Raw genomic sequence first — 22,263 nt, forward strand, 5'->3', positions numbered from 1 at the left:
GCTGTTTCCTTTCAATATTTTTAGAAAACCTCTTTGGCGCATTTCCCACTTTTTGATAACTTCAAGACACAAGTAAGATATCAAATTGAATGATCTCCAAAGATCTGCGCTATTCACAACCAGCCTAATGGACATTTATGTCTTTTATACAGTTTTTTTATGAAATTTTATCAGTAAGTTATAGTAAATTACCGGATCTATTTTTAGGACTATTTTTTGTAATATTCTAAAACAATTGGTAGACGCAATGGAGATAAAATGATTAGCTTAAAGAGTTCTGTTGGAAGGCAAAAGTTCACGCGTTTTTATCCAGTAAGAGCAAGCGATGAGGAACGACTAACTTTCAAGCTGCGGGCTTGACATTGTGCTTCTTGGGTGTTCTTTACAGTGTGGGCAATTTCTTTTGCTTTGCTTTCCGATGTACCAAGGAGGCACGCCAGTCTTGTATGATCTTTTTCGTGTATAGCTTTACGATCTTCTGAGGATAGACGATTGTGTAGTTGGCGTGAAAAGGTATGGAGTTCTTGTCGCAGTGAACGAGAATGCAATAAAGCTTCCCTTTGTTGTTCTTCTGGTAAGGCAAAAAGGTTTTGTAAATTTTTTCCAGGTTTTTCGACGGTGTGGCTCAGGCGATTTTGTTCTCTTTGATGTTGCTCTAAAATTTCTTCTTTTGTTTGTTGTGTTATTGCGCCATAATTTTTAAGGGCTTGGCTGAGTTGTGGAACAGCTTGTTCGGCTTGTCTGCGATTTGAATTTTTCATACCAAGTATTTTACCCCCTGCAAGTTTAGAAATTGATTGAGGGTTTTGTAAAACTTCATCAGCAAACTGATTTCCTAAGCTTGGATTAGCCGTTAAGATATCCATTTTTGTATTTAAGGCGTGGGTTTTACCATAAACGAGCTTTGATAAATTTTCGATTTCTTTTCGGCTTCCTTCAACATAAGCGTCATTTGAAATCCTTTTAAATAACTCTTCATGGGTAAGAGGGGCTAATGTTTCTTTTGGGATCAGTATTTCTTTTAAGTTTTGAATGTTGGTTTTTTGAAAGCAGAGGCGAGCGCCGTTTTGTAATGTTTTGACTTGTTCTGGGGGAAGATCATCTTTGTGTCCGACGACGAAAGCTCCCTCTACTTCCATGACAAAACCTTCTGCTGAAAAACCTCTAAAGACGCCTTCATAGGGAATCCCTTCTTTTGCAGCAACGACAATACGATTGTTAATTTCATCCAGTCCAGCTTCTCTCATCTGGGAGATGAATTCTTTTAAAACAAGGGCTTTTTGTGGATGGGTGATATCTTCAAAAAGATCTTTCATCGGTTGGGAATTGCCATATTGCATAGCTTCAATACAAGCTGTTGTCATGCGTCCCTTTGTGATGAAAGAAAAGTCAATGGTATGTCCTGCTGCTTGTCCAAGTTTTTCCATAAACATTCTATTGACACGTCCATTGCCTTTTCTGAAAGGATGCGCGTGCTCGAGCGCCATAAAAACTTCAGCGGCATTTTCAGCAAATTCTTGACGCGATAAACCTTTTAAATTGTTCTTCTCATTAAGTGTTTTTTCGAGTTGTGTGAGTTCTTTTTTAATCTGTGGACCGATAGCAAAAGGAGCTTCATAACCTTTGGGACGCATCGCCGGCATATGGGCAGTGGTGCCATCTTCAAATGTAAAAAATGTATCGCGGGTGTGGCCCGCCCATTCAAAAGTTTCGTGGAAGAGGCTCCAATGGATTAATTTTAAATAAGTGAAATCAAATTTTTGTGGGAGCGGTTCATGACGAAAATTGACGGCTTCTTTAGCGATGTCATGGGTACTGCGTTCATACAGTTTTTTAGGGTCTTTGATGCCATATTTATTTTTGAGTGTTTTGGTTCCTTTATATAGATAATTTTGCTCTAACATGTAATCTCTCCTAAGTAGGTAAGGTCGTGGTTGATAAGCGCCTTAAACGCTGTATGTGAAAAATTCCCCTTCGCATATTCTTTTGAGATTTTGGGTGTTATGAGAGGGAACACTTTTCCCTCAAGTGTGCGGATAGTTGTATCAACTCTTTTGAGAGGCTTTTGGTTTGATAGATACATAATGTTCTATGGCGATTGTTTTCATGCCTATTCTTTTTTATTTATTTTAGCTTCTATGATGTTTCCTTTTATTTATTATTCTGTTGTGCTGTAAAATATCGATATTTAAGACGGTGATATGAAACCTATGAGGGGGCAAAAGATAGATTTTTTATAAATCAATTTTGGGTGAAATCTTTATCCTTTGAGGTGGAGGGGAAGAGGTCAAAAAGAAAAATGTTGCTTAATATTTTCGCTGTTTTGCCTTTAGCAAAGTTGTTTGCAAGAGCACTTTGATGAAGGACGTGGATGTGACGGAGAAGATTGCTCTTGGTTATTGGATGGTTTGGGGACTTTTCATACATAGTGTTTAGGTTAGGAAGTCTATAGATAAAAGCAGTTATCAAGAATTTTTCTCCATTATGTTTTTCTTACTGGTGTGTGTGGACATCTTGTCTGTGTAGGTTTACAACAAAATGTTTTTTACTTTGTGTTGTTGCTTTTAATTGTGTCGCGCTGCTTTAAGATCCATAAGAGGAAAAAAAACTTTCTTTTGGCTAGGAAAAAAGGTGTTTTTTCAGCGCTTGGTTGTTAAGATAGAACACATGATGGCATCGTAAAGGGGAAAAACTTTGTCTAAGAATGTTTTATTCATTTTAGTGTATATCTTGGATGTTTTTTTGGGGGGAACCAATGTTTATCGTGTGGGGATTTTGAGAGTTGCTTGTTTCAAAGGCAAATCTTTTGTTTATTATATTCTTTAATGGAGGCACGTTTTTTTACGTAAAATAAGAACACCATTGTGTTGCATCTTTACAGGATTATTTTAAAGATACATCTTTTAACACACCCATTTGGCGATGGGGTAAAGTCCCCATAAAGCGTATAAAATCTATTGAGCGCTCCCATTTTTACGCTTCATAAAGAAGCTGGTACCATCACACACTTTATGCCAGCGCTAAAATATTGCGGACCACCCCTTGGGTATTGAGGCGATTTATGAAAAGGCATGCCTTTCTTGTACAGTTCCACTTCACTTGGGGGCCCCGTTTGTGACATGCGAAGTAATAGGGTTGTGATTGAGTTAACGTGGAGCAGATTTGAAATGAGAAAATCTTACGCTATTTGGTCTCTCATTCAACATGAAAATATAAATTATCATTATGAATCAATGTATTTTCTAAATTATATATGAAAATCCTTTGTAGGAATGTGTTCCTTTTTGGGGGATATTGGTGTCGCTATTGGTTGGGTGTATGGACGTTTTTTATAGAGATTTCTTAAAAATCATGGTTGCTGGTAAATGATGCACAAAATACAAAAGAAAAAATCATGGATTTTTTGATCCTGTTTTTCTTATATGTGAACGGAGTTGTTTCGTTCACAGGCTTAAAAAAACAGGGATGTATACCTTTTTGTTGTTATTTTTCATCAATATCTCATCATGGAGGTTAGTTTTTCTTTTGTGGGGCAAAACGGTTTTTTGTAGCAGCGGCTAACATTTCTTTTCTTCTGAAATAGATGGCGCGACCACATCGCGAAGGGGAGCCTTGCATCAGAATAATTTGTTCATCTTGACGCATTTCTCGAATAACTTCGTGGGGTAAAATGAGTGCTCTTTTTAAAATATTCATATAACCACGAAAATCGACTCCATCTAAGACAAATAAAATAGGCTTTTGCAGCTTTCGTCAGTAGTAATCATGACATTTAAAAGGAATTAACAATTATCCTGTCCAATTGCTTTGGATATGGTGTATATGCTATGTGCAAAATTGGTGGTAGGGCGCTTAAGTAGTCTATTTTTTGCATGTATGATAAGAATATTAAAATATCTCTTCCACATAGGTGTTTAAATCAAAAAAACAAAGTTTCATATTTTTTAGTTGGTCATAGCAAGGGTATTTGAACGATTTTGTGTGCGTGTGTAGAATTGGCTATGAGCGTTCCTTGCTTTTTGAACAATGTCGGTAATTTCTCGTGCTTTCTGTTCTGATATACCAATACTTTGTGCAAGTGTTTCATAATCTTTGTTTGTGATCGCACTACATTCGTTTGATGAGAGACGATGTTCTAAACTGTTTATAAAAGTACGGAGCTCTTGGTGTAATTGAGGAGATTGAGACAAGATTTCTCTTTGTTTTTCCGGTGATAAAGCAAAAATATTTTGCAAGTTTTGACTGGGATTCTCTACCGCTTTTCCAAGGCGTTCTTGTTTAAGTTTATGGTCTCGAGTGACTATATTATAGGTAGCTTCTACAGTATACACATAATTCTCAATTGCAAGAGAGAGCACATCAAGATAATTTCGAGCGTGTACACGTGCCGGATTTTGTAGACCGCATATACTAAAACCTGCAAGAGGAGAAACAGAGTGCGGTGCCTGTTTAATCTGATTAGCAAACTGTCTGCCTAATTCTGGATTTTTAATAATCTCTTCTATCTGTTCGTTTAATACGTTTGCGTCACCATAAACAGTTTTTGCGTAAGCTCGGACTTGCTTTTGAGCTTTGAGAACGTAACTATCTAGCGCAACTGTTTTGGCACATTCACTTTTTGTGAGAGGCGCTAATGTTTCTTTTGGAATAAGCGTGTTTTCAAGCTCTTTGCTGTTGGGGGCGGTAAAGGTAATGATATCACCAGGTTTTAGTGTTTTTAATCGTTCTGGTGTGAGATCATCTTTGCTACCAATGATGTAAGTTCCTTGCACATCGAGTATAAAACCTTCTGAATAACAACCTTTATAAGTTCCTATATAGGTTTCTCCTGCCTTTGTTGCTATAACAAGGCGATCATCCACCTTGCGTCCCGTATTGTTTATATGGTCCATAAATTCTTTTAAAAGACGTATTTTGGGGGGATTGGAGATATCCTCAAAAAGATCTTTCAACAGTTGTGTATTGCTATATTGCATTGCTTCGCTACAGGCAGCCATCATACGTTTTTGTGTGACAAGCGAAAAGTCAAGCTGATGTCCTGCCGCTTTGGCAAGATTTTCAAAAAAGACTTGTTCTGTGTGCTCATTGCCATCTATGAATGGGTGGATTTTGTGAAGAGAATAAAATAGACTCGTTGCTTCCTTGACAAATTCTTCGCGTGTTAAGCCTTGCAAATTGTCTTTTTCGGCAAGCGTTTGATCTAATTTTTGTAAGAGTTCAGGGATTTCTTCACCGGTTGCAAAATTATTGCCCCATTCCATTCTTTTCATTTCTGGCATGGCGGCAATGCTATCGTCTGTAAATGCGAAGGGGATATGGCGCAGATGTCCAGCCCATACAAAGGTATTTTTAAACAATTGTTGGTGGATATGGCATAGATAAGTTGAATTAAAATATTCTGGCAGGGGTTCTGCACGCAGATTGATCATGGCTGTTTGCCTATCATGTGAGCATTTTTCCAGAAAGCGTTTTAAATCTGTTTCTCCATATCTATTTTTGAGAATTTGGGTACCAAGATAGATATAATTATGGGGTGAGGGAATTCCTTTTGTTTTTTCTTTTGCTTTTGGCATTGTTACATTCCTTATAATGTTACATTGTCTATGAGAGTGTGTTAAACTTTTTGTTTGAAAATCCCCCACGCATATTGTTTTGAGATGTTGAGACTTGGGTGAGGAAAAACCCCCTCAAATTCGTAGGTGTTTTTGAGTGTATCAATCTTTATCTTGGCACTTTTTTCTTTTACTGAGAGAGAATGGTTCATTTGGGTTGTTTTCATGCATATTGTCTTTTAATTTTTTTGTAGAAAAATTTCCCTATAAAAGCGGTGCCTTCAAAAGTTTCTTGATAGGATTCTCAAGGCATAGATATGATTGGTATTTATTATTTGGAGATGAGGAGAGTGCTTTATAAAGAAAATTGGCATTGGTAAGCACAGGCATAATACCATCATTCAAAGACTTTTCCCCATATTTTTCTTGTTGTATCAAGCGGGAATCCCTTCTTTATAGGCTTTTATGAGATAGAATCTCTGCTTTTATCCTTTGATGTTTTTGTTTTGATGCATGGCCTCCATTAGAGGGTGATTTTTAGTTTTTCTGTGCTTTTGGGGCAAAACGGTTTTTTGCAGCTGCGGCTAACATTTCTTTTCTTCTGAAATAGATGGCGCGTCCACATCGCAAAGGGGGTTGTCCTTGCATAAGAATAATTTGTTCATCTTGACGCATTTCTTGAATTACCTCATGGGGTAAAATGAGAGCTCTTTGTTGGTAATTGATGTTGTAAGAACTTTTTCCTAAAGATAAACCTCTTGATTTGCTCGTTCCGGTGACTTCAACGGTCATTTGACCACAGCGTTCTGAAATGTCTTTAGCTGTTTGAAGGTCTTTAATGGCCGCATAACTGACAAAGGAGCAGCTTTCAAACCATGAACGTGCTCCTGCTTCGCCAAAGTGATTGACCAACTGACCCGTGGATTGATAAAAGAGCATTAAGGATGTGCCGTATTTACGTCCACGATCGCGGGCTTCTTCTAAAATATTCATATAGCCTAGAAGATCAACTTCATCTAAGACGAATAAAACACGCTTTTTATAGTTACCGTCTGCTGTAACCATGGCATTGAGAAAGGCGCCAATAATCACACGTCCAATAGCTGGATAACTGTTTAAAATGCTTGCGGGGAGATTGAGAAAAACATCTGTATTGCCATTGGCAATATCTGAGGAAAAAAAATCATCTCCGCAAACAAGATCTGCATAATTGGATAAAGAAAGCCATTGGGTGTCTTTTGAGGCGGTTGTATAGACTCCTGAAAAGGTTTGCTCTGCCATTTCTGTAAAAATACCCACCATTTCACGAATAAAAGGAGAAGGTGTTGTTTCTTGAATCATGCGCAATTGATTAACAACAGCTGTTTCTGATTGAGAGAGAATTCCACGCAATGTTTTTAAATTGCGCTCGCTGTCTTCATATTCGTCAGAAAATATGACATGGGCAAGAAGAGCGGTTAAAAGATTATGGGCTTGTGTCGAGAAATATTCCGCTGAAGAATTGTCTGATTTTTTATCTGTGAGAAGCAATTTGGAAAAGCTAACAATATTTGCTTCACGTTGTGTGCGTGGTACACTATCATCTAAAAGCCAGTCGATAACATTAAAATTTTTTGTTAACAATGAATTGGGATCGAGAACAATAACATTTCTATTTCCCATTTTTTGACGCGCAAATTTGACCATTGGGGCAACTTCTGTTGAAGGATCAAGACAAATAACAGACCCTGGATAGGTTAAACACGTGGGAACTACTGTACTTGTGGTTTTATAGCCACCAGAACCAGCAAAAAAGATCATATGGGTTGAACCAAAATCAAGATTAAAGGTCAACAAAGGGGCTGTTCCACCCTTTCCCCATGTTGTTTTATTGCCAGGTGCAAAGGGAACTTTGCACACATTATCTTGATCAACGCGGTATCTTTCACCCACAACAATTTGCCCATTGGCAGGAAAGATTTTTGCTGCCTCTCTTAAATTCATCCATGATGCTTCACCAAAAACACCTTTTTTTGCACGCTTGACCCTATTTTTAGGTGGAGAGGTTGTTATGAATTGAATGAGGGACAAAAAAACACCAATGATGATGCCAAAGACAACCATGGGATCCATAAATTGAAGAGCGTAGCTCCACGTTATTCCTTGTTGTCCAACATAGGGACTTAAGCGTTTTATTTCACCACCAATATAGTAAAGAGCAGTCATTCCAAAAAAGACAACGGAGACAAAAGTGATTATTCTACGCAGGTGCAGTTTTTGCGAGAGACTATAAAACAATGAAACAGTAGCCGTTAGTGCTAGGACTAATAAAGGTTCTGAACGAAGAGTCCAATAAATTTGATCGCTCTTTAGTCCATTTGTTATAAACAACAAAAAGTGAGGGATAAGGAATATCGTTAAAGCACCTAAAGCGATAGGGGTTAAAATGAGTACCATTTGTGTTTTGGTATATTTCATTGTATTTTACTTTCAATTCTATCAGAATATGCTGCGAAATGTTCTTTTTTAGGCGTGTGATATTAACACTCTCTCTTTTTTGCAAAGGTGCAGATAAAGCTCCAAACAGTTTTCGTTTATGAGCTCTTCTCATGAAGAAGGAAGGTTTTATCTATTCTTAGCAGGCCATAGCAAATGCTTGGAAACGATGCATTGTGCATATTTGTGCTCGTTGATGTACTTCTTTGGTTTGCTTAATAATTTCTGTAATTTGCCTAGCTTTACTTTCTGATACACCAATGCTTTGAGCTAGTGTTTCATACTCATTATTTTGGACTGCTTTATGTTCATTTTGTGAGAGACGGGTATTGATGTTTTTTACAAAGTCGGTAAGCTCTTTTTGTAGTGCAGGATTTTTTGCTAAAGCTTCTTGCTGTAATTCTTTTGGCAAGGTGAAGAGGTCTTGCAAGCTTTGACTTGGCATTTCTACTGTGGTTGCACGGCGCTTCTGTTCTGTTGCATGTTCTTGCGTAATTTCCTTCCCAGCATATCTCACTGCATGGGCAAAATTTGCAACGGCAGTACAGAGCATCTCAAGATGATTTTTAGCGTTTGCGCGTGCCTGATTTTGTAGTCCACATAAACTGAAACCTGCAAGATGAGAAATAGAGTACGGTGCTCTTTCAATCTGGTTGGCGAGCTGCTGGCCTAAGCTTGGATCTTTGATGATCTCTACCATCTGTTTGTCTAATATTTTTTCGTTACCATAAACAATTTTTGCCAATTTCTGGATCTGTTTTAAGCTTGTGTGGACGCAAGAATCTTCAGCAATCATTTCGGCTTTTTCATTTTCTGTCAAAGGAGCTAATCTTTCTTGTGGAATGAGAATGCTTTCAAGCTCTTTTGTTTTTGGGACTGTAAAGGTAAATTTGTCACCGGGTTTTAATGTTTTGAGTTGTTCTTGTGTGAGATGCTCTTTATTACCGATGATATAAGCCCCTTTAACATTGAATGCAAAGCTATCATAACCAGCACCTCTATACATCCCTGTATAGGTTTCACCTTCTTTTGCAACCATAACGGGACGATCATTAACATTGCGCCCAAGTTCTTTCATGTTGCTCATGAATTCCTTTAAAAGAAGTATTTTATTGGGATTAGAGATATCCTCAAATAGATGTTCCATTAGTTTTAGATCACCATTTTCTGCTACAGCAACACTGGCGAGCATCATGCGTTCTTTTGTAACAAGTGAAAAATCAAGCTGATGCCCTGCTGCTTTGGCGAGATTTTCAAAAAAGACCTGTTGTGTGCGTCCATTTCCTCCTCTAAAAGGATGGAGTTGGTGAAGAAAGTTAAATAAGCTTATTGCTTCAGAGTTAAATTTCTCACGCGTTAAGCCTTGCAAATTATCTTTTTCGGCAAGTGTTTGATCTAATTTTTGTAAACCTTCAGGGATTTCATCACCGAGTGCAAAAGGATTTTTCCATCCTGTTCTTTTCATTTCGGGCATGGCGGCTGTGGTACCATCTTCAAATGTAAAGGGAAGATAGCGAAGATGACCAGCCCATTCAAAGGTATTTTTAAATAGATGTTGATGAATAGAACATAGATAGGAGGTATCAAATTTTTCTGGTAGGGGAGCTTCACGCAGATTAACCATCGCTTCTGCTGTATCCTGCGAGCATTTCTCCAGAAAGGATTTAAAGTCTTTTATTCCATATTTATTTTTGAGTGTTGTGGTATTTGGGTAGACATAATGATGGGGAGAAACTGTCTGTATATTTTTTGTTTTTTCTTTTGCTTTTGGCATTGTACTTTCCTTATAATTTTGCATTGTCCATCAGAGTGTTAAATTCCTCGAGTGAAATATTCCCCTTTGCGTATTCTTCTAAGATTTTGAGTGTTGTAGGATGAAGCGCTATTCCCTCTATCGCATGAGTGCTGATGGCTGCTTCAACGGCTTCATGGCGTTTTTTAAATTCTTCTTCTGTCATCGATAAAAGATTTTCTCTATTTTCTGTTTCTTTGGTTTTCATGCATTCTTTCTCTTATTTGCAATCGTTGCTTTAAAAAAGCCTTTGGCAGCCGGTGTGAACTTCTTTTAGTCACCTCCAAAGATGTTTCGTTGTTTGAAGGGATCGTAATAAATTTCTGTGACCTTAAACTTTCCTTCAATCCGTTTGCATTGGATGATGATATCAATCATTGAAATCAACAGTCCTCGAATATCATCACGCTCTAAATCACCACCGCCTTCACTTTCTTTGACCAAAAGGGTCATCTGCTCAAAGGCAGCAAGGGCTGTTGATGCGTGAACCGTCGTAATGGAACCTGGATGGCCTGAATTGACATTGCGGATATAATAAAAGGCTGTACCATCTCGAAGTTCTTGCAAAAGAATACGATCAGGACGCATCCGTAAAGATGATTCAAGCAACTCTTTGGGGCCAACGGAGGCTAAGCCTTGTCCATCTTTTGAATAGAACATTGAGACATGGTTAGGGTGTGGTATCACCAATTCTTGCGTGTCTTCAATGGTGATAATACGCTCTTCTTGAGGGATTTTGGCGATTAATGCTTTTGATAATGTTGTTTTACCTGAACCGGTTTTTCCCGCAATTAAAATATTTTTCTGGCATTTTACAGCTTGATTTAAAAAGGAGACAAAGTCTTTATTACAGTAGGCATTGGCTAAGTTATGCTCGATGATTTTGAGTTCATTAAAACGAGAAAGATAATTATTCAATGGCGTGAAAGATACCTGCTCACAGAGCGAAAAGAGTCCTTTATTTGCGAGTTCTTCGAGAGAAAAACTCTGCGATGATGGTTTACGAATTGTCATACTAATCGTGTCTTTTTCGACAGCCGGCGGAATGACAATTTGAATGCGTTCATTGCCTGGTAGAGTGGCAGATAATATTGGTTTTTTGTCCGATATGTTTTGCTTGGAATAGGATGCGACAACTTTCGCAATACCCATAAGCTCATTAAAAGAGAGAGCTGGTACTTCTATTGTTTTCCATCCATCAAATCCTTCAGTCATTACTTGATAGGGACGATTGATAACAATTTCAAAAAGACTATCATCTTTCAAAAAAGCACTGATGGGTTTAAGTTTTGTGAGAACAATCGCGACAGTTTCATTATTCATGGTATGTAAGTTGTGGTTCATTTTAAAGGTATCGTAGAATTTTTGTAAAAGTTTTTTGAAACAGCTCGATGGATAATCTGTTTTTTGTTTTCGATGACTTTCAATTTATAAACACTGGAAAAATCTAAATCGCGGGCAACAAAAATATTCACCATTTCTCCTTGGTTTTTGGATAATGTTGGAGGAATATTGGCGTAATTTTCGACGACAATATTTGCAATATTTTGTCCTGAAGAGAGTGTTTCAGTTTCTTCTTTTTCTTGTTTTTTTGATAAACGTTTATTGGTATAGCTTGTTGCATCTTTTATCAGTGATACAAGAAGTGCAGATCCAATCCGCTCCAACCAATGATTATCAATGTCTCCATCCATACCAGAACGCCCTAAAGCATCTGTTGCAGGTGAAGCTAAGGATATAATGATACCATTAGGGGTTTTTGCTCTATTCCATAGCACAAAGAGACGTGTTTGGCCTTTTTTCAAGCCAGCGCGATATTCACCAACAATTTGAGTGCCTTTATCAAGAAGAACAACACGACCATTGTCTGATAAGATATCTCTGGAGACGATACAACTGGCAAAACCTTGTTGATCACTGTTGATGGCTGTTTCTAAGATACAAGGGACAGAAGTTCCCATCGTGATGATATAATTTCGATTGCCAAGAGCTGAAGCGCGAATACCTTCAAGCACTGTGGGTTTGAGAAGATGATTAAAACGTTGTGTCGTTTCATCAGGTTTGCTTTCAAGTTGGTGAGGCAAAGCGCCATTATTTGTTTGTGAATCTATTTTGCTTTGTTGTGTATGCGCATAAGCTAATACAGGAGCACGTTGTGCTGCTTCCAACAGTGGATCATTAGAATTTGATTGATTGATGGTTGGTGTTGGTAGCTCGATTTGTGGCAACAGAGCGTTCTTTCGTTGAGATTGTTCAAGGGGGGTAGGGGTAGGCTTTGCAGGGTGGAAAAGTTCTGTTTGTTTGATAACTTTTTCTTCTTTTGAAGATTCAACCGGTTGTTTTTTCTCTGTGACAAGTGTTGAATAGGCTAAATAAAGACAGACACTAAAAAGAATAACAAGAGCGACTGCTTTCCCTACATTGCTCTGTTGGCTTTTTCCCTGAGCATTTTTTATTGTATCGCGATCATTAATGTTTTTTTCATCCACGGTGTTATTCATGGCTGCTTCCTATGTTCACTTTACGTTGTACAGATGGTGATGTCGTACCCGTTTCAGGGTTAATTCCTTCTGGTACGAACCTTTTATTAAAAATGCACAATACTTCGTTCCCACGCCGTAGTGTGAATTGTGCAGATGTTGCATGGACAATAACCTTGTTGCCTTTAATCGATTTGGGAATAAGGGCCTCTTGCCCATCAGGCGATACAATGTAAATGGCAGGGATTTCAATGTTGCCTAAAAAGGTAAAGGTTGTTGTTTTCCCATTATCATAGACAGAAGCAGGTTCAATGAGGGGAGAGCCTTGGGCTTCATAAGCCCAATTGCGTGGTCCAAAATCTTCATGGATATTTAAAATATCATTGACAAAGTTTTCTTCACGTTGTTTTTCTTTTTCTGCTTCGGCTAATTTCTTACGTAAGGCTTCATCTTCTGGATAACGAAACTTTACCAAGAAATACGTCTCATTGCCGGCTGAAACATCGCCTTCACGGACTTGTAGCTCGAATTGATAAGAGCGTTGTGTTCCATCTTGGCGGCTTGTGACAATTTGTAAATTGGTTACAGGCTGGACTTCACGTGGTTTGAGAAAAACAAAGTGTCCAGCTGGTGCAACTTGCCAAGCAACTGAATTTCCAATTCCTACATAAGTTACTTCTTCATCAACGGCAAATTCTAATTGAACCGAAGAGCGAATGGAGCCAATAATTTGTACGACGTTGTAGGGGTCATAATTGACAAATCTGATGCGGTTATCTTTACGTGCGCTAATAGGCGCTGTTTCCGCAAATGAGAGGACTGTGTGAAAGCTGAGAGTGATCGTAAAAATTAAAGAGATTGTTTGTAAAAGTCTGATCATTTTATCACCTCTGGATCAGATCTATATTCCGATACTTGAAAACCAAGAGGGTTGATAAGACGATCAGACGTTGAAATGTGTGCGTTTACGTAGGAAAAATTTAAGATTGAAATCCAATGGGAAATACTTTCTTTTTCATTAAAGTCTCTGATCGTTTTATAATAACGAACTTGGATAAGATCTTTGCTTATAAAAGAGATTGATTTGATTGTGACGGTAGCAATCATGTTATGATAAATATTTTGCGGACTTTCTGGATTATTGCCCGCGTACCATTTTGCAAAACGGTTTTGTTCTTTGGGAGAAGATAAAAGAGAAACTAAGCGAAAATTATTTTCTGCTTCTGATGCTTGAAAACCTTCACGGGCACGAACATATTGGCTGGCAAAATAACGCGTTATCGCTTCATCATAGTCGTTAGGGGATTCTTTGAGGGCACTTACAGTATCAATAATGCCTGTTGAGTTATCAACGCGGATAACAAAAGGCTCTACTGTTTTCAAAGGCGTCAAAGCTGCGACAGCTAAAGCTAGCGCAATCGTCATCAATCCCAAAAGTACTGTTAAAGCCATGGAAATTTTCATTCGCACGCGCATGCTATGCATGCGGTCAATGTCAAATGAACGCGCTTCTTTTATATATTCTTCAAGGGCATCACTTTTCACGCGTAACCTCCACAATTTTATCAGATTGTGCTTCATGAATAATTGGCTTTAATAAAGCTGAATTGGCTGTTGCTTTTTCACTTTCCAAAGTATTGAGAATGATGGGAGTGGTAACAGGCTTTACGCTCTTTTCTGGATGGACAACGTTTTTATTGTCCCAATTCCACTTATCTTTATTTAAAGCACGTGTATGTTTGCCATTACAGCGTGGTGGTTTTTTGGGTCCACTCAAAGAGGCGCAACCAGTAAGAGCGATTGTTAGGACCATAACAAAAGTTATTTTTCGTTTCATTTTTTGAACTCACAAATATCTTAGAATACAATGCATGAGAGCCTTTATTCTGGACACTTTTACAAGTCTATGTGATGCAAGACTTTGATTGGTTTTGTTGTAAGACCCAAGATGTTAGGACTTATCTGGAACAGGATCATGGTGCGTGCGCCAAAGGGCACACACAAGGCAAAAACAAAAATGCTTATTCTTTATAAAGAGGCGCTTTATCTTAAAACCGACCACGACCACCTCCGGATCTTCCTGCTTTTGCTGCCGCGCCTGCCGCACCTTTAGCAGCGTTACTGGCAGCACCTGAGATTTGTAAAGCGGCACTTTTTACTGCATTACCGCTCGTTCTTGCACCATTGGCAAGCATTGTGAAAATCTGTCCTCCTGAAGAGACACCAGCGCTAAAGTATGGTCCGCCAGAGGCCAGCGCTGTTGCAATACCGGGAAGCGCACGGAAGATAATAACTCCTATGATCGAAATGACGATGACAGGGGGGAAAAGAACGTAAATTGATTCATATGAAACTTTGAGAACCTGTAGGATAACTTGACATATAATGGTTCCAAGCATGATCACGAGAACTTGTAAAATGGTAAAATTGATCAAAGTTGCAATCCATGCATCGGTGTATTTTCGCGTTGCATTGAACAAATACAAACTAATGAATAGAGGACCAAGACCTATAATCATGACGAGTGCAACTTGTGCAAACATTTGCACAATAAAACCACCTATACAAAAAAGAATAACGGCGAGAAGCATGATAGAACCAAGAAGACCCACAATGATTTTTTCAAAAAACCAAGCATTGTATAAGACTTCTTGATAGCGCGAACTTGCCTTTAACAAAATATAATCAAAAACATTGGAGCTTGCTGGATTGCTGTTCAGCGCATTCCCAATAGCGTTGGATAAATCATTGAAGAAAATATCCTTGACATAAGTATTAAATGTATCCGCATTCGTTGCCATTGTTGTCACAACAACAATTTTAACAACATTATTGAGAAGACTATGCATCGAAAGCGCAACGCGACCTGTCATAACATTATAGCCATAAAGAAAGATAAAAATAATTGCGGCGAGATTTATGGGCGCTGAAATAGCAGAAGACAGCCCACTCACCGTTGTGTCCATCACATTATCAAGGGGTTTTAAAATATACCCAGAAACGCTTTCAAAGGGAGAAAAACTAAAGTCTGACATTTGTACGCGTACTTTCAAGTTTTTCTTTTAATTCTTTTTCTTTTTCTTTTAATTGGGCCGCAAGATACTTATGCTTTTGTTGCTCCTTTTCTTCACGCAATTCGTCTTTTGTTTTCGTATCTCTTGCTTGAATCATGTCAAGAGACTGAAGTTTTAAAGAAGCCACTTGAAGATCGGCTTGAAGAAGAGAAAGTTTTACTTGAAGATCTTGTCGAAGGACTTGCAATTCTTCGGGTTTTGTATCTGGTTTTGATTTAAGTTGCTCAAGCTGATCACTTATTTCTTTAATTTTTTTTGCAGTTTCAGTTGCAGTTTTATAAATGGTTTCAGCTGTTTCTGATTTTGCAGCATTTAATTTTTGTGTGTTCTCGAGTGCTTGTTTATAATATTCATCTGCATCGGGTGTTGTTTGCGCTATTGCATGAGAAATAAAAGAAAAAGATAACAGTGTAACTAAGCCATATTTTTTCATTGATTTTTTCTCCTTTGATAAAATATGGGCAGCCATTTGTCCGGGGCAGCTCCATATTCGTTGATAATTTCATTCATGAGTTCAATGTTTTTTGTTGTGCCGCTTAAAACGGCGATCTCATCATTCATTCCACGTAAGTTAAGTTCTGCAACGACGGAACTTTGTCCTTGTTTGATGAGAAAACGACGGGATTCTCTGCTTAATTCTGACTGTATCAGTTCAAATTCACGCTCAGTAAGTTTGAAAGCTTCGACATAATCATTGTAATTTGCTTTTTGATTTGGAAAAAATATTTGGGTGGGGCATTGCTCAATAATTGTGTGCGCGATTGTTGAGTTCAAAGCATCTTTAGGGCTTTGTGTTGCAAAGAGCATCAAGCCATTTTGTTTACGGATTGTTTTTAGCCTATCTTGCGCAAAAGCTTTGAATGAATCATCTTCCAAAGCTTTCCAGAATTCATCAACGACGATAATGATGCGCCGCCCATCAATTAAATCAAGAATGCGGTGAAATAGATACATCATTAAGGGGCGCCGAATTTCTTCATTGTCTAAGAAATCGGTCATGTCATATCCAATGAACTGTGCATTTAAATTGAGATCATCTTGATCATTATCAAAAACCCATCCTAAATCATTGCCTCTAATCCAGCGTTGCAGCCGTATGGCAATCCCTTCTTTGGATGTGTTGTCAAAAAACAGTTGAAGGGCACCAAGAGAGCGTTGGGTTGGGGGTAAGTTTTCCAAGGAATCAATGGCTTTGGCGATATCTTGTCGCTCTTCTTCTGTTACGATTTGACCTTCAGCAGTTACTAGCTTTAAGATCCAATTACGAAGAAAGATTTTATTTTTTTCGGTGTATTCCATGCCCTTTAAGGGCGCAATCCCCGTGGATTGTCCATTTTTTAAAGGTTTGTATTTTCCACCTCCAGCTCGTACAAAAATCTCTGCTCCTTGATCTTTATCAAAAAAAACCATAGTTGGATTGTGTTTTTGTAATTGTGCAAGAAGAAAATTAACAATCACTGTTTTACCAGATCCCGATGGACCACAAACAAATGTGTTTCCAAGATCACCATAATGAAAATTAAAATAGTAAGGTGAACCAGCCTGTGTTTTTAGCAATGCGACAGCAGCCCCCCAAACATTATCGTTTAGTTTGCCAACAGGGAAAGAATGGAAAGGCGATAAAGCGGCAAAGTTTCTGCTGGTAATGGCGCCTGAACGCGCACGATAGCTAAAGTTTCCAGGAAGCTGTGCCCACCATGCCGCTTCCAATCCTAAATCTTCTCTGGCAATCACGGCTCCCCCATTGGTTAAATGGGAACGTGCTTTTGATAAGTTTTCAGATAATATTTTGGGATGATCAGCAAAAACAGCTAAAGAAATGTGGTGTTCTCCCAAAACAAAACGGTTTGATTCTAAATCATCTAGCGCTTCATCCAATGCATCAATTTGTGAGCTAGCACGGTCAGCCGCATTGATCATTTGATTTTGCTTGCGGCTCATAATCGCACTGGCGGCTGCCTTACTTTTAAAGACAAAGGATTGTGTTAGAATGAATTCAAATGGTACCGTAAGCAGACCATCTGTCATACCAGGGCGTGTTTTAGAAGGATACTCTTTCCATCCAAACATGCCCACAAAGCGTTCATTGCTTTCATGGCGAATTTCGATAATTTCTTTTCCAAAAATAACACGATCCGAGTAAATTGTTGAAGCAATAGTTCCAAATGTGAGAGGAATACGCTCACGTCTTCCCCCCACTAGCTGGTGGAGAAATTCACTTTGTTCGGAAAATAAAAGTCCTTCATGTTCATAGATTGATAGCAGACGGACTTCATACTCCTCCAAACCTTGCATAAGATCTTGACTTAACTCTTCGAGTTTACGAATAGCTTCTTCATCAGGTTCAGAATGAGTTTTTTTTGCTTTGCTCAAGCGCTGAAAAAATGAAGCTAGTTTTTCGGTTTTATCCGCTGCGGGATTCCAAAGCAGTGAAATAAACAGATCATTTCGATACAGTTCTTGCGAAACCATTTTCTTTTTATATTTTTCATCTAATTTTGTTGCAAAAGATGAAAGAAAATGGCCTTCTGGATAAATCGTTTCACGACGGCGGATGATGTGAGAATATAAAGCAAGCCGTTCGTCTGCGATATTTTTTAAAAGGGTGTTTAATTGGTTGTGTAAAGAATTTAATTGATCAATATCTGCAGTGTCAAAATTTATACCCTCAACAGCCATCACAACCATTAAACAGCGTGAATTTAAAGCAACGACATGTTGGTTGATATAGCGTATATAGGGAATATATTCTTCAGGTAAAGTTTCCCGTTTCATGATTGACATCTGGTTCACCGGTTTCGTTCCTTTAACTTAGTTCCTTATACGTGCGGACAAGGCGTAAAGGGGAGGTAGAACCTCCTCCCCATCGGTTGAGGTTTTTTTGTTTTCCTCGTGTATTGAGCCATGCAAATAATACGCGAAATTGGTTGTGGTCATACTTTGTCACTTCTCGCAAAATAAAATGCATCCCAATCCCAAGACCAAACATGGTAAAATCACTGGTCAAAATGAAAATAATGGATGTCGCCATGACATTGAACGCCATCGCTTCCATTGTAACACCGGCAAACATGGCTGGGCGCGTACAGGCAAGGAAAAGAGTATCTTCGTTCATTTATGTTGTGCCTGCTAATTTAGTGACGAGAGTAGGGGCGCCAAAAACAATAGCAATCCCTAGAACACAATAAGCTGCTTTGCGTAAATCAATAAAGCCGTACATCCAGCCAATCCCCACAGCAGCAACACATATAATAGCAATGAGCCTTGCCGTTCCACCCGTCATCATTGTGACAATGTTACCTAAAACACCATCAAGATTTCCCAGACCACCTCCACTAGGAGCAGAAGCAGCATAAGAAGGATCAGATACAAGCACTGCTGTAAAAAGCAGCATGGTCACAATAAAAATGATGTTCTGGAATCTATTATCTGTCATTTTACCTCTCTTTAACAAATAATATTTGTTCATATGTCGACATTCCATTGCCTCTAACAAACTGAAGAGTGCTGTCATTTGATAACAGTTTAATTCTCCTCATTTATTTGTTTTAAAAGCCTTGATAGTGGATCTGTTCACTCTCAAGCTCTTCTTTGTAAAGAGACAGAAGTCTTCTCAAATTGAGATTGTGTTATATGAAAATGGCAATTTTAAGTTGTATATCTTGGTAAAGACAACAATATTGAAACAATGCAAGAAAGAATATTATTCTTTACAAAATGTAGTTAATCTGCAACACTTATATTTGGATTTTTTCTTTAAAAACAAGGGGATTGCTGATCAATAATCTGAAATGATAGGAAAAAAACGAATTTTTTGAGCGAGCGTGTTAAGAGATGCCATTTAAATTAATTGTTATTGTTTACATTATGGGGGCTACAGTGTGGGGATTAAGCGAATATAAAGATAAAATGGATTTTAGCATTCTTAAACCATTTGAGACGCAAGATATCCAAGATATTGTCGATCTCTATCGAGAAGAAAAAAAGTTGGGTAGATCTATCACCAAACAGCAATTAGAAAAAAATGAACCAGCTCTCGATTTGCAGAAGAGTGTTTCATTAAATGATGTTGCAAATAATACTGTTGTTTTTCATGGTAAGGCTTCTGTTACAAGTGGGGTTACATTTAAATTACTGACGCCTGCTGCACAATCTTGGCGCTCACATATCTCCCGTGATATTCATCTTTATGGTGTGGACACATGTGCACCCCGTCAAAAAGCAAGATTAAATGATCAAGAATGGTCCTGTGGTGTGGTTACAATGGCTTGGCTTGTCACCAAAACACTTGGGCAGGATTTATCCTGTAAACAGGCTTTGATGCACAATGGTGTTTATTATGCGCAATGTTTTGTTCAAGGGGTTGATTTAGCTGAGGCAGGTCTTACAGAAGGTATGTTGGTACTCTCAAAAGAGGGGAAAAATCCTATTCCAGTCCAGTATCATCATGCGGAAGAAAAAGCACGTGGCAACAAGATTGGTCTTTGGTCGAGTGATTTCACTGAACCTTTAAAATGGCGGCGAGATAATGGATCCTATAACCCCTTTGCTAGTCCATGATTGGTTTTAACGAACCTATTGACTTAAATCTTTATAGAAAAACTTTATCAATAAAATTGTACTAAATCGTAGAGCAAATTTGAATAAACGGTGAGATTATTTTCGTTTATGAAGTAAATGGATGATACATTCATGTTGAAGAGAGATTTGCTCTTAAAATAGCTTCTCTTATTGATGTGCTTTAAAAAGAGGCGGGAATGTCATTGTTGGTGGCAAAGTCTTTTTGAGTATTTGTGTTTGAAGGAGAAAGTGAGGCGATAAAAAACGCTCAAGAAACGGATTTCTAGAGTGGTGTTGATAAAAGTAAAAATGAACAAATTTCAAAATGGTGTAAGGTTTGATATAACGGATAGAATCTTTCACAATGCCTTAAAAGAATTCATAGCAAAAGTTTTTTCATCAGAATTTTGTCTTCAGGATTGGATCACGTTTTTTACTTATTTAAAAGTGATCAATCTGTTGCATTTCTTGAAAAGCTTTCATAATTATCTGCTTTTAAATTCAGATTTCCAAAAAATGGATGTATTTCAAATAGACTCTACACGAAGAAATCTTCGTAAAAATGATTTGCATTGCTGATTGTTTTCTATATATCAAAAAACGTTTCTATTTAGGCCTTCGCTGGGGAACAATAATCAACATACAAATAGGTAAAAAGAGCTCATACTTTTTTGTTATGGCTTTGTGGTTTAATGATCGTGAGACTTAAGTATTATAATGCTCATAGGCTTTTTATAGGGCTAGGGGCGATGCCTATTGCAATGTAACTATTTGAATAAGTTGAACAAAAGCATTAATGCACCTTCTAATTTCATCATTTGTGGTCAGTTTTGGCTTTTTCATTCTCATGGTATTTATGACAAATTCATACAATGGTTGTCGTGAGCTCTTCTTGCGTTATTTTACTCAGAGTATTTGCTGTGAAAGCAAGCAAGTAATAGTAAGGCTGTATTCTCATACAGTGTGAAAATTAAAAATCCATTTGGGGGATGATGTTAACAAATAAGCTCTTTAAAGAGGGGTAAAATGAAAAAAATTATTTTATTATGCATGGCTCTATTATTCGTTGTGGGATGTGAAAAAACTTATAGTGTGGAAGATTTTAAGAAAGATGCAAAATTAAGAGAAGAATGGGGAAAGAAATGTTTTCTTTCAGGACTAGCTGTTCAGGAATCTAAAAATTGTCAAAATGTTCTCCAAGCAGATAATGAACTATTTTTCTCGCCAAAGCTTGATTCTACAGGTCGTAAACACGGCTTTTAATAGAAATATACACTCTACAATAAATTTTGATATATTAATGTCTCAATAAAGAAGTTACTATTCAAAGAATAATTGCTTCTTTAATTTTTATAGGTAGTAATCGTTATCATTTTTTAGATAATTGCCTCAAATTGTATTGGTCATTATGTTGTTTGTTTCAACTTTGTAAAATTGAGGATTATTCTCACGAGAGTATAGGATCGCGTTGTCTTATGATGGCATTGGTATCGCATTGAAACTTTAGAGGAAAGAACATGCTTTTAGGAATGTATAACGATACCAAGTCTTTATACAATAAATTTATTTATAATGATAATTTACTGTTTTGTATGTTGAGTGAGAGTCCCGAATATCGTAAGATTCTCTCATTTCAAACCTGTTTATGTTGAATCAATCAAAATCACTTTCTTGCATATCACAAGCGGGGTGAGTATGTGGATAGAATTTGTATAAGAAAGGACTAAAAATAGTTCTTATGAATCGTCTTAAGTGCCAAGAGCTGTTGCAACATTGGGAGCTGGCAAAGTTTGTGATGGTTGCCGGGTTGCTTCCCCACAAGCGTAAAGATGGGGCTGCTCAATGAATTTACCATTATACCATTCATGGGCATTGTCGCGAAGTGGGCTTGGGTACTTTAAGAGATGTTTTTTTTTAACAAGTCTATGAATTGGAAATTGGGTGGCGTTCTATTTTACGTGAGGGTTGTTACCCCATTAAAGAACGCGATAAACAAAAGCGTGAGGCAATAAGCAATCTGCATTATTTAAAAGATATTGCTTTGGGTATTTTTGAAAGCCGTAAAGCTGAATTAAAAGGAGATGGGAAAGATGGTAAATGGTTTTCACCTTTATGCCTTTATAAGCAGGCATCTTACGAAAGTATATTAAATGCACATCGTTTAAAATTAATGGAGTGTCCACAGCGAAGAGGGGGCTACCCTTTATACGTATGAATGCTTGTCCTATTGTTCTGTAAAACACTATTGTTTGCGGTATGGTGATGTAAGACACAAAAATTTATGCATAGGCTGTTTTGATGAGAGAAGTGCGGTAAATATTCAAAGGAGG

Annotated in this window: 17 protein-coding genes and 2 pseudogenes; 3 read left to right on the forward strand and 16 right to left on the reverse strand. The window is 37.8% G+C overall.

The genetic code is table 11. The features are described from left to right. Window positions 1-305: 305 nt before the first annotated feature. The 16 genes and pseudogenes from ACFIMQ_RS06050 to ACFIMQ_RS06125 form a co-directional block, all read right to left on the reverse strand. Entirely contained in the window at window positions 306-1,904 is a 1,599-nt protein-coding gene (locus tag ACFIMQ_RS06050) for a BID domain-containing T4SS effector (protein WP_375616674.1), read from the reverse strand. Window positions 1,905-3,513: 1,609 nt separating this feature from the next. Continuing rightward, window positions 3,514-3,696, reverse strand: a pseudogene (locus ACFIMQ_RS06055) (type IV secretory system conjugative DNA transfer family protein); the annotation flags it as partial. 248 nt (window positions 3,697-3,944) lie between these two features. Continuing rightward, on the reverse strand, window positions 3,945-5,573 hold the full coding sequence (locus tag ACFIMQ_RS06060; RefSeq protein ID WP_375703597.1) for a BID domain-containing T4SS effector: 1,629 nt from the start codon (window positions 5,571-5,573) through the stop codon (window positions 3,945-3,947). Between the two features lie 516 nt (window positions 5,574-6,089). Then, window positions 6,090-8,009: a Ti-type conjugative transfer system protein TraG gene (traG, locus tag ACFIMQ_RS06065; protein ID WP_375703598.1), complete on the reverse strand. Its 1,920-nt coding sequence runs from the start codon at window positions 8,007-8,009 to the stop codon at window positions 6,090-6,092. Between the two features lie 157 nt (window positions 8,010-8,166). After that, window positions 8,167-9,801: a BID domain-containing T4SS effector gene (locus ACFIMQ_RS06070; protein WP_375703599.1), complete on the reverse strand. Its 1,635-nt coding sequence runs from the start codon at window positions 9,799-9,801 to the stop codon at window positions 8,167-8,169. Window positions 9,802-9,811: 10 nt separating this feature from the next. Further along, window positions 9,812-10,027 carry an antitoxin VbhA family protein gene (locus ACFIMQ_RS06075; RefSeq protein WP_375703600.1) on the reverse strand — a complete coding sequence of 72 codons (216 nt, stop codon included), beginning with the start codon at window positions 10,025-10,027 and terminating at the stop codon, window positions 9,812-9,814. 65 nt (window positions 10,028-10,092) lie between these two features. Next, window positions 10,093-11,163, reverse strand: a complete 1,071-nt coding sequence (gene virB11, locus ACFIMQ_RS06080) for a P-type DNA transfer ATPase VirB11 (protein ID WP_375703601.1) — start codon at window positions 11,161-11,163, stop codon at window positions 10,093-10,095. Then, window positions 11,160-12,320: a type IV secretion system protein VirB10 gene (gene virB10, locus ACFIMQ_RS06085; protein WP_375703602.1), complete on the reverse strand. Its 1,161-nt coding sequence runs from the start codon at window positions 12,318-12,320 to the stop codon at window positions 11,160-11,162. The genes virB11 and virB10 overlap by 4 nt, the downstream gene beginning before the upstream one ends. Next, the gene (gene virB9 / locus ACFIMQ_RS06090; RefSeq protein WP_375609219.1) at window positions 12,313-13,179 is read right to left on the reverse strand and encodes a P-type conjugative transfer protein VirB9; all 867 of its coding nucleotides are present in this window, start codon (window positions 13,177-13,179) and stop codon (window positions 12,313-12,315) included. Before virB9 ends, virB10 begins: the two co-directional genes overlap by 8 nt. Next, window positions 13,176-13,880 (reverse strand): virB8 family protein, encoded by a 705-nt coding sequence (locus tag ACFIMQ_RS06095; protein ID WP_375616681.1) that lies wholly within the window; start codon window positions 13,878-13,880, stop codon window positions 13,176-13,178. Before ACFIMQ_RS06095 ends, virB9 begins: the two co-directional genes overlap by 4 nt. Further along, on the reverse strand, window positions 13,834-14,136 hold the full coding sequence (locus ACFIMQ_RS06100) for a type IV secretion system protein VirB7 (protein ID WP_375616682.1): 303 nt from the start codon (window positions 14,134-14,136) through the stop codon (window positions 13,834-13,836). The genes ACFIMQ_RS06095 and ACFIMQ_RS06100 overlap by 47 nt, the downstream gene beginning before the upstream one ends. A 211-nt stretch (window positions 14,137-14,347) precedes the next feature. Further along, the gene (locus ACFIMQ_RS06105) at window positions 14,348-15,334 is read right to left on the reverse strand and encodes a type IV secretion system protein (RefSeq protein WP_375616706.1); all 987 of its coding nucleotides are present in this window, start codon (window positions 15,332-15,334) and stop codon (window positions 14,348-14,350) included. Beyond that, the gene (locus ACFIMQ_RS06110) at window positions 15,321-15,806 is read right to left on the reverse strand and encodes a type IV secretion system protein VirB5 (protein ID WP_375616683.1); all 486 of its coding nucleotides are present in this window, start codon (window positions 15,804-15,806) and stop codon (window positions 15,321-15,323) included. The genes ACFIMQ_RS06105 and ACFIMQ_RS06110 overlap by 14 nt, the downstream gene beginning before the upstream one ends. Further along, window positions 15,803-18,157, reverse strand: a complete 2,355-nt coding sequence (locus ACFIMQ_RS06115; protein ID WP_375616684.1) for a VirB4 family type IV secretion/conjugal transfer ATPase — start codon at window positions 18,155-18,157, stop codon at window positions 15,803-15,805. Before ACFIMQ_RS06115 ends, ACFIMQ_RS06110 begins: the two co-directional genes overlap by 4 nt. Before the next feature lie 22 nt (window positions 18,158-18,179). Beyond that, entirely contained in the window at window positions 18,180-18,488 is a 309-nt protein-coding gene (locus tag ACFIMQ_RS06120) for a type IV secretion system protein VirB3 (protein WP_375703603.1), read from the reverse strand. Then, the gene (locus tag ACFIMQ_RS06125) at window positions 18,489-18,809 is read right to left on the reverse strand and encodes a TrbC/VirB2 family protein (RefSeq protein ID WP_375616686.1); all 321 of its coding nucleotides are present in this window, start codon (window positions 18,807-18,809) and stop codon (window positions 18,489-18,491) included. It abuts the gene before it with no gap. Window positions 18,810-19,207: 398 nt separating this feature from the next. Here ACFIMQ_RS06125 and ACFIMQ_RS06130 point away from each other — a divergent pair, with 398 nt between their 5' ends. From ACFIMQ_RS06130 to ACFIMQ_RS06140, 3 genes and pseudogenes are all read left to right on the forward strand, one after another. Further along, entirely contained in the window at window positions 19,208-19,933 is a 726-nt protein-coding gene (locus ACFIMQ_RS06130; protein WP_375703604.1) for a hypothetical protein, read from the forward strand. Window positions 19,934-20,959: 1,026 nt separating this feature from the next. Continuing rightward, a complete protein-coding gene (locus ACFIMQ_RS06135; protein WP_375703605.1) occupies window positions 20,960-21,196 on the forward strand; it encodes an EexN family lipoprotein in 237 nt (78 codons plus the stop codon). Between the two features lie 466 nt (window positions 21,197-21,662). Next, window positions 21,663-22,055: pseudogene (locus tag ACFIMQ_RS06140) on the forward strand (integrase); the annotation flags it as partial. Window positions 22,056-22,263 lie beyond the last annotated feature (208 nt).

Source organism: Bartonella sp. AD13SXNS (assembly GCF_042196465.1).
Classification (GTDB): domain Bacteria; phylum Pseudomonadota; class Alphaproteobacteria; order Rhizobiales; family Rhizobiaceae; genus Bartonella.

Bases quoted from the DNA above. Each gene is read 5' to 3' on its own strand.
- virB9 (WP_375609219.1), bottom strand. From the start codon at position 13,179: ATGATCAGACTTTTACAAACAATCTCTTTAATTTTTACGATCACTCTC.
- ACFIMQ_RS06050 (WP_375616674.1), bottom strand. From the start codon at position 1,904: ATGTTAGAGCAAAATTATCTATATAAAGGAACCAAAACACTCAAAAAT.
- ACFIMQ_RS06070 (WP_375703599.1), bottom strand. From the start codon at position 9,801: ATGCCAAAAGCAAAAGAAAAAACAAAAAATATACAGACAGTTTCTCCC.
- traG (WP_375703598.1), bottom strand. From the start codon at position 8,009: ATGAAATATACCAAAACACAAATGGTACTCATTTTAACCCCTATCGCT.
- ACFIMQ_RS06135 (WP_375703605.1), top strand. From the start codon at position 20,960: ATGAAAAAAATTATTTTATTATGCATGGCTCTATTATTCGTTGTGGGA.
- ACFIMQ_RS06105 (WP_375616706.1), bottom strand. From the start codon at position 15,334: ATGTCAGACTTTAGTTTTTCTCCCTTTGAAAGCGTTTCTGGGTATATT.
- ACFIMQ_RS06060 (WP_375703597.1), bottom strand. From the start codon at position 5,573: ATGCCAAAAGCAAAAGAAAAAACAAAAGGAATTCCCTCACCCCATAAT.
- ACFIMQ_RS06100 (WP_375616682.1), bottom strand. From the start codon at position 14,136: ATGAAACGAAAAATAACTTTTGTTATGGTCCTAACAATCGCTCTTACT.
- ACFIMQ_RS06125 (WP_375616686.1), bottom strand. From the start codon at position 18,809: ATGACAGATAATAGATTCCAGAACATCATTTTTATTGTGACCATGCTG.
- ACFIMQ_RS06120 (WP_375703603.1), bottom strand. From the start codon at position 18,488: ATGAACGAAGATACTCTTTTCCTTGCCTGTACGCGCCCAGCCATGTTT.
- ACFIMQ_RS06130 (WP_375703604.1), top strand. From the start codon at position 19,208: ATGCCATTTAAATTAATTGTTATTGTTTACATTATGGGGGCTACAGTG.
- ACFIMQ_RS06095 (WP_375616681.1), bottom strand. From the start codon at position 13,880: ATGAAGCACAATCTGATAAAATTGTGGAGGTTACGCGTGAAAAGTGAT.
- virB11 (WP_375703601.1), bottom strand. From the start codon at position 11,163: ATGAACCACAACTTACATACCATGAATAATGAAACTGTCGCGATTGTT.
- ACFIMQ_RS06110 (WP_375616683.1), bottom strand. From the start codon at position 15,806: ATGAAAAAATATGGCTTAGTTACACTGTTATCTTTTTCTTTTATTTCT.
- ACFIMQ_RS06115 (WP_375616684.1), bottom strand. From the start codon at position 18,157: ATGTCAATCATGAAACGGGAAACTTTACCTGAAGAATATATTCCCTAT.
- ACFIMQ_RS06075 (WP_375703600.1), bottom strand. From the start codon at position 10,027: ATGAAAACCAAAGAAACAGAAAATAGAGAAAATCTTTTATCGATGACA.
- virB10 (WP_375703602.1), bottom strand. From the start codon at position 12,320: ATGAATAACACCGTGGATGAAAAAAACATTAATGATCGCGATACAATA.